Origin of the sequence: Baaleninema sp. (assembly GCF_049974805.1) — a bacterium.
Lineage (GTDB): Bacteria > Cyanobacteriota > Cyanobacteriia > Cyanobacteriales > Geitlerinemataceae > Baaleninema.
Genome location: NZ_JBNGCO010000163.1, coordinates 1 through 7,154 on the forward strand (window position 1 = coordinate 1; position 7,154 = coordinate 7,154).

The following is a 7,154-nucleotide window of genomic DNA, read 5'->3' on the forward strand; positions in this document are numbered from 1 at the left end:
TTCAGAGAAAGCCGTCCTAGAAGGACGGGGCTTGAATCCCATTATTTTTTGGTCAATACCCTGTTGGGCAACAGTTTCCCGCCGCCACCTCCCTCCACCAACATGCATACCTTTTTTAATCTCGTTCGATCGATCCGCAGTTTCAGTTTTTCTCCCTCTGTTACCGAAGATCGCGAACAAATTGACTTCAATCTCGTTCTCTCACCCCGACGTTAACTTGGGTTTAAAAATCTGAATTACTATCACAATTTTGTTTTTTTGTCAATATATCGAGATTAAAAACCTCGGTTTTCGCCAGATCCCCGGCATCTTGGAGATGCCGGGGATCTTGAGGTGCGTATTTTGCGATAAAAAATCCTCCGCGTCCTCTTTTTTAACGCAACCAAAATCCCAAATTAACCCGAACTTAAACTCAAAAACACCGGACGAATATCCACTAAAATCTAAAACGACCTCGCTCCATCACACCCATGTCTATCAACCGCCGAAACTTTCTGTTTTTCCTGGGAGGAACCGCCGGAACCGTCGCCCTGGCCGGTTTACAATCCTGCAACAGGGACATCTCAGTTTTCGACAACCTCAACATCCCTCAAAACCTCCCTTCAAACCGGATTTTTAACAAATTTTCCCCCGTAAAAAGTCCGATTCCCTTAGCAGACGACACCCTTTCCAAAAGCGATCGCACCCAAGCCTATAGCACCTACGAAGTCCTCGACGATCTCATACTTCCCGACGGCTTCAACTACGACGTTATTTTAGCTTGGGGCGATGGCCTCGGGGACTCCCGCTTCGGCTACAACAACGACTATCTCAGCTTCGTCGAAACGGTCGAAAACGAAGGCTATCTCACCGTCAACTTCGAGTACATCAGTGCCAAAACCTGGCTGCAAACCTACGAAGCCGTCATCGGCGAACCACTTCCAGTTAAGGAAGTTCTCGAGGCGACTGGGGGTAAAATGCTCAACGCCTTTGCCCTCGGAGACGACAACCCCTTAAAAGCGCAAATTCGGACGATTTGCCGAGAATGTCTCATCGACCAAGGCTTAGGCGTAGTATCTCTGCGTCGGGACAAAAACGGCAAATGGGTGCGTCAAAACAAAGAGGTCGATCGCCGCGTCACGGGAATTTCCGGCTTAGAAGACGGTCGCTATCTCCAGAGTACCGGAGCGGCGACGGTCATTTTCCGCAAAGCCAACAAACAAGGATACGACGACAGATTAGGCGATCGAATCATCGGAACCTTCGCCAACTGCGCCGGAGGCACCACCCCTTGGGGAACCGTCCTCAGTGCAGAAGAGAACTTCCACGCGCAAGTTCCCGAAGCCGTAAAACTCGACGGTTCCGCCGTCGATCCCTCACAACTGCCCTTTTTCATCACCGAAGAAGTCCTCTACGGACAGGGGAACGTCTTCCAACTGGCGGGAAACAAATACGGATGGATTGTCGAAATCGACCCCGCCAACCCCAACGATTACGGAACCAAACATACCTGGTTGGGGCGATATCGCCACGAAGCCGTCGGCGTGCGGGCCGAAGCCGGAAAACCCCTCGCCTTCTATTCCGGGTGCGATCGCCGAGGCGGCCATGTCTACAAATTTATCAGTCGCGATCGCGTCAGCGACCCCACCGACAAAGCCAACTCGCAACTTCTGGCCGACGGAATGCTTTACGGCGCCAAATTCAACCCCGACGGAACCGGAACCTGGATTCCCCTCAAACCCGAAACCCCCGTCAATCCAGACTCTCCCAGCCAAATCGTCGGCGGACAACTCATCTTACATTCGCCGTCTAACGGAGAGTATTTCGCCGCCACCACCGACGCCCAAATCGACAGCTACAAACGCAGTTACCAAACCCTCAACGACATCTACAGCGGAACCCCCGCAGAAAAACAGGGAGCGATTCTCATCGACGCACATTTCGCCGCCAACGCCGCAGGCGTCACCTGTACCGCCCGCCCAGAAGATACCGAAATCGCCCCAGACGGGTCGTTATATATTAGCTTTACCTCCGGTTCTCCCGATGGCGACGGCGGCCCCGACTTGCGAGTGTTTCAGAGTCCCAACGGCGAAGTTCCTTACGAACCGGGGTGGATTATGCGCTTAGAAGAAGACAACAACGACCCCGCCGCCATGAGTTTTCGTTGGCAGATGGTGGCTATGGGGGGCGAACCCGCCGATGGCGGTTTGGGATTTGCCAACCCCGATAACTTGCTGGTCGATCGCAGCAGTAACATTTGGATGGTCACAGATATGTCCACCAGCAAGCACAATCGCCCCGTCACCAGTCGCCTCGACGCCACGGGAAACCCGCTACCCGCCTCGAAAGTATTGGGGGTTTACGGCAACAATTCCATTTGGTACGTTCCCACCTCGGGAGACCACGCCGGAAAAGCGTTTTTGTTCGGCATCGGACCGATGGAATGCGAGACGACGGGGCCGTTTTTCACCCAAGACGAAACCACATTATTTTTAGGCATTCAACATCCCGGCGAATCCCACGGAATTCGTCAAAACAACCGCCTGGAAACGCGGAAGTTTATCGTCAAAACCCCCGAGGGCGAGGAAATCGTGCAAATGCGGAAAGTCCCAATTGGCTCGAACTGGCCGGCGAAGCAAGCCAACGAGCCGCCGAAACCTGCGGTGGTAGCAATTTACCGAGAAGACGGCGGTAAAATCACGTAGGGTTGACGTTCTCCCCCTACGCGACTCCTATACTCAATAACAGTAATGTTGGGTTTCGCTGGCGCTACACCCAACCTGCGCGACTCCGCGACTCTTGAGAATGGATAATTGGGGTCGAGAAAGCCAGTTTTTCGTTTCCTTGTTTTTCGTTTCCTTAAAAACCCGGTTGCTGCGAAATTGAATTTAAAGAAATTGAATTTAAAATTAATGGTCGCACAACGATCGAACCAGGTGAATCCAAATAAAAAAAAGCGGGCATTTTGCCCGCTTTTCAATTAACATTTAAACTCAATTAATTCATCACTGGTTCCGGTTCGGCGGGAACGTCAGGAACCCCTTCAAAGCGATAGCCATTGAGGGAAGACAAATCCAAATCGCCGTAATAAGCATCCAGAATCAGTTGTTTCAACTCACCAATTAACGGATAACGAGGATTCGACACCGTACATTGGTCGTCAAAGGCGCGATCGGCAACCCGATCGAGTTGGGCGCGAAATTCCGCTTCATCTTGCTGCATAGCGTCTTTCATCGCCGCCGGAATCCCCACCTCTCGCTTGAGATTTTCCACCGCCTGAACCAACAGCATCACCTTCTCGTCTTCCGTCTCGCCGCCGAGTTGCAAGTGGTCGGCGATGCGGGCGTAGCGCCATTTAGCGTTGGGATACTTATACTGTGGGAAAGTCGCTTGCTTGAACGGCGCGTCCGTGGCATTGTAGCGGATGATGTGAGAAATCATCAGCGCGTTGGCTAAGCCGTGGGGAATGTGGAACGTACCGCCGAGTTGGTGGGCGATCGAATGGCAAATCCCCAAGAAGCCGTTGGCGAACGCCATCCCCGCCATCGTCGCCGCGTAGTGCATTTTCTCCCGCGCCTTGGGATCGTTGGCGCCATTATGATAGGCACTAGGCAGGTATTTGAAAATGAGGCGAATCGCTTCGAGGGCTAAGCCGTTGGTGTATTCCGAGGCTAACACCGAAACATAGGCTTCGATCGCGTGCGTCAGGGCGTCGATACCGCCGAACGCCGTGAGACTCTTCGGCATATGCAACACCAACTCAGGATCGACGATCGCCATATTCGGCGTCAAGGCGTAGTCCGCCAGAGGATACTTAATATCGTTCTTGCGATCGGTGACAACCGCAAAGGGCGTCACTTCCGAACCCGTTCCCGAAGTGGTCGGAACCGCCACCATCATGGCTTTTTCCCCCAACTCCGGCAACTCGTACACCCGTTTGCGGATATCCATAAACCGCATCGCCAACCCTTCAAACTCAATTTCCGGGTGTTCGTACATCAGCCACATAATTTTGGCAGCGTCCATCGGCGAACCGCCACCGAGGGCGATAATGACATCCGGTTTGAAGGTGTTCATCAACGCCAACCCCCGATTGACCGTTTCCAGAGAAGGATCGGGTTCGACATCGTAGAAGATATCGTATTTCAAGCCGATATCATCGAGAACATCTTCCACATAAGCGGTCATCCCCAAATCGTACAGGGGTTTGTCCGTAACGATGAAAGCGCGTTCTTTCCCCGCCAGTTCCCGCAACGCCACCGGAAGCGACCCGTATTTAAAGTAAACTTTCGGCGGAACCCGGAACCACAACATATTTTCGCGCCGTTCGGCGACGGTTTTGATATTGAGGAGGTGGTGGGGTTCAACGTTTTCGCTGATGGAGTTTCCGCCCCAAGTACCGCAACCGAGGGTAAGAGAGGGGTCGAGGCGGAAGTTGTACAGGTCGCCGATGGCACCTTGGGAGGAGGGGGTGTTGATGAGAACCCGCGCCGTCTGCATTTTATCCTCAAACAGTTTGATGCGATCGAACTGAGAGGGGTTCACGTAGAGAGCCGCAGTATGTCCCCGTCCGCCGAATTCCACCAGGGCTTCCGCTTTATCCACCGCTTCATCGAAATCCCGCGCCCGGTACATAGCTAAAATGGGCGAGAGTTTTTCGTGGGCGAAGGGTTCGTCAGTTCCGATGTCGTCCACTTCGCCGATGAGAACCCGGGTTCCGTGGGGAAGTTGGATGTCCGCCAGTTCCGCGATTTTCTCAACGGGTTGTCCCACAATACCGCTGTTGAGGCGTCCGTTGACGATGAGTTGACTCCCGAGGCGTTTCCGTTCTTCCGGGTTGAGGAAATAGGCGCCTCGATCGATAAACTCCTGTTTGACCGTATCGTAAACCTCATCGAGAACCACAACAGACTGTTCGCTGGCGCAAATCATGCCGTTGTCGAAGGTTTTACTCAACAGAATCGAGGACACCGCCATTTTAATGTGGGCGCTAGAGTCGATGAGGGCTGGCGTGTTCCCCGCCCCCACCCCCAGAGAGGGATTACCAGAGGAATAGGCAGCCTTCACCATTCCCGGTCCGCCCGTGGCCAAAATGAGTTTGACATCCGGGTGCTGCATCAAAGCTTGAGAGAGGGGAACCGTGGGTTCGTCAATCCAGCCGATGATGTCTTCCGGGGCCCCGGCGGCGACGGCAGCATCTCGGACAATTTTCGCCGCTTCGATGGTGCAAGCTTTGGCGCGGGGGTGGGGCGAGAAGATAATCGCGTTGCGGGTTTTCAGGGTGACGAGAGCCTTGAATACCGCCGTGGAGGTGGGGTTGGTGGTGGGGACAATTCCGGCGAGAATGCCCACGGGTTCGGCGATTTTTTGAATCCCGAAGGATTTGTCTTCTTCGATGATGCCGCAGGTTTTATCGGCTTTGTATTTGTTGTAAATAATTTCGGAAGCAAAGTGATTTTTAATCACTTTATCTTCCACGACGCCCATTCCCGTTTCTTCCACGGCGAGTTTCGCCAGGGGAATGCGGGCGGCGTTAGCCGCGAGGGCGGCTTTTTTGAAGATGGTATCGACTTGTTCTTGGCTGAAGTTCGCGTAAGCGGCTTGCGCTTTTTTGACGCGAGAGATGAGAGCTTCAAGTTGTTCGAGATTCGTGACAGGTTCGCTCACGATGCGCGTCTCCTTGAGTGCGACGTTAGCTAGAGAACACTTTCAACGACGGGGGTTCTGCCGATTTCCCGAGGGAAACCGACGAGTTCGATACGCCCGGTTCCGATGACCCCAAATTTTCGATCGCCGGGTATCGGTTACAATTGCGAAAGCTCGAAAGAATCGAAGAACTGTTGCGCTTCGGGGAAGTCTACGTTTCCGTCTTGGGCGCCGACTGCCACTTGATAGAGAGCGGCGTTTTCCGTGTCGGCGATGAGGAGAACTTGGAAACGAGAGCCGTCTTCAGCGCTCATGACGATCGCTCGGGCGGGGCGTCCGTTACTTTCGACGCTTTCTTGGCTTTCCACCGTGGCGTTGAGGTTGGCTTGGGTGGTCGTCTGCATGTTTTCGAGGCTGGCCTCGATGTCGAATTCCACCCCTTCCGGCATGATGTTGGAGGCGATGAGATAGGCCCGTTGCGCGTTGGAATCTTCGTAAATCACCAGGGATTGTTGGATGTCGCCGGCCCCTTCGACGGGAACGTTTTGGCTGTTTTCCGTGGGTTCTCCGGGGAAGCGAGCGCTATAGTTCTCCGATTCGTAGGTGTACCAGTCGCCTTCGGCGGTTTCGCTGGCACTGTCTTCGCTGTCGGCGGTTTCGGTGGTGTCTGTAGCGGTTGCTCCGTCTTCAGTGTCGGGGGGGTCTGTGGCGGTGTCTTCGGTCGGGGCTTCGGTGGCCTCGCCGGTGGTGGCGTCGGGGCTATCGCTGGCTGTATCGCCGCCACCGCAAGCGGTTAAGGGCAGGGTTAAGGCCAGCAGCAGGGCGAAAAATTTCAGCTTCATCGTTGAGCGTTCGGTTCTAGCGTTACGTTTAGTTTAACGCGATCGCATCGGACGCTCGCGGTCTTTAGAGTTATTTCAAGTTTTGTGTCTCAATTTTGCGCGATCGCCGTTGGAGCGGTGCGATCGGCGAATTTTTGTTACGACTATTATTCGGATTTCTTGGTAAAGTGTAATCCAGCTTGCAAAATTGTTAGAAATATTTAGATTTACTTAATGTTTTTCGGGGAGAAAATAGGGGGTTGAATGGGGATCGATCGTCTCACATCGTCATCTCCTCATCAAAACTCCTGGGTCTGAAACCCCGCCCTTTCAGGGCGGCTTTACACAATAGATGCTACAATGTGAGCATGACGCAAAAAGCATTCCGATATCGTTTCTACCCAACTGCCGAACAGGAAGACCTGTTGCGGCGGACGCTGGGCTGTACCCGCCTTGTCTACAACCGTGCTTTGGCCGCAAGGACTGAAGGCTGGTATGAAAGGCAAGAACGGATTGGGTATAAAGAAACGTCGGCGTTGCTGACTGAGTGGAAAAAAGAGGATGAGCTTAGCTTCTTGAACGAAGTTAGCTGCGTCCCCTTGCAGCAAGGTTTGAGACACCTCCAAAAAGCGTTTGCCAATTTTTGGGCGGGTCGGGCTAAGTACCCGAACTTCAAAAAGAAGCGAAACGGCGGCAGTGCTGAATCCC

General features: G+C 53.4%; 4 protein-coding genes. 2 read left to right on the forward strand and 2 right to left on the reverse strand.

Annotation, left to right across the window (positions count from 1 at the left end; translation table 11 throughout):
- Positions 1 to 470 precede the first annotated feature (470 nt).
- The gene (locus tag ACP5D4_RS20195; RefSeq protein ID WP_428013411.1) at positions 471 to 2,684 is read left to right on the forward strand and encodes a PhoX family protein; all 2,214 of its coding nucleotides are present in this window, start codon (positions 471 to 473) and stop codon (positions 2,682 to 2,684) included.
- 292 nt (positions 2,685 to 2,976) lie between these two features.
- On the opposite strand, the gene adhE is transcribed toward ACP5D4_RS20195, so the two are convergent.
- Positions 2,977 to 5,646, reverse strand: a complete 2,670-nt coding sequence (gene adhE / locus ACP5D4_RS20200; protein ID WP_428013412.1) for a bifunctional acetaldehyde-CoA/alcohol dehydrogenase — start codon at positions 5,644 to 5,646, stop codon at positions 2,977 to 2,979.
- Between the two features lie 137 nt (positions 5,647 to 5,783).
- Positions 5,784 to 6,467: a hypothetical protein gene (locus tag ACP5D4_RS20205; RefSeq protein WP_428013413.1), complete on the reverse strand. Its 684-nt coding sequence runs from the start codon at positions 6,465 to 6,467 to the stop codon at positions 5,784 to 5,786.
- A 347-nt stretch (positions 6,468 to 6,814) separates the two neighbouring features.
- Here ACP5D4_RS20205 and ACP5D4_RS20210 point away from each other — a divergent pair.
- Positions 6,815 to 7,154 (forward strand): RNA-guided endonuclease InsQ/TnpB family protein (locus tag ACP5D4_RS20210; protein ID WP_428013414.1); only part of this gene is annotated, 340 nt, incomplete at its 3' end.

What these genes read in the sequence shown, in the direction of transcription:
- ACP5D4_RS20195 (WP_428013411.1), top strand. Translation starts at nt 471, where the DNA reads ATGTCTATCAACCGCCGAAACTTTCTGTTTTTCCTGGGAGGAACCGCC.
- ACP5D4_RS20205 (WP_428013413.1), bottom strand. Translation starts at nt 6,467, where the DNA reads ATGAAGCTGAAATTTTTCGCCCTGCTGCTGGCCTTAACCCTGCCCTTA.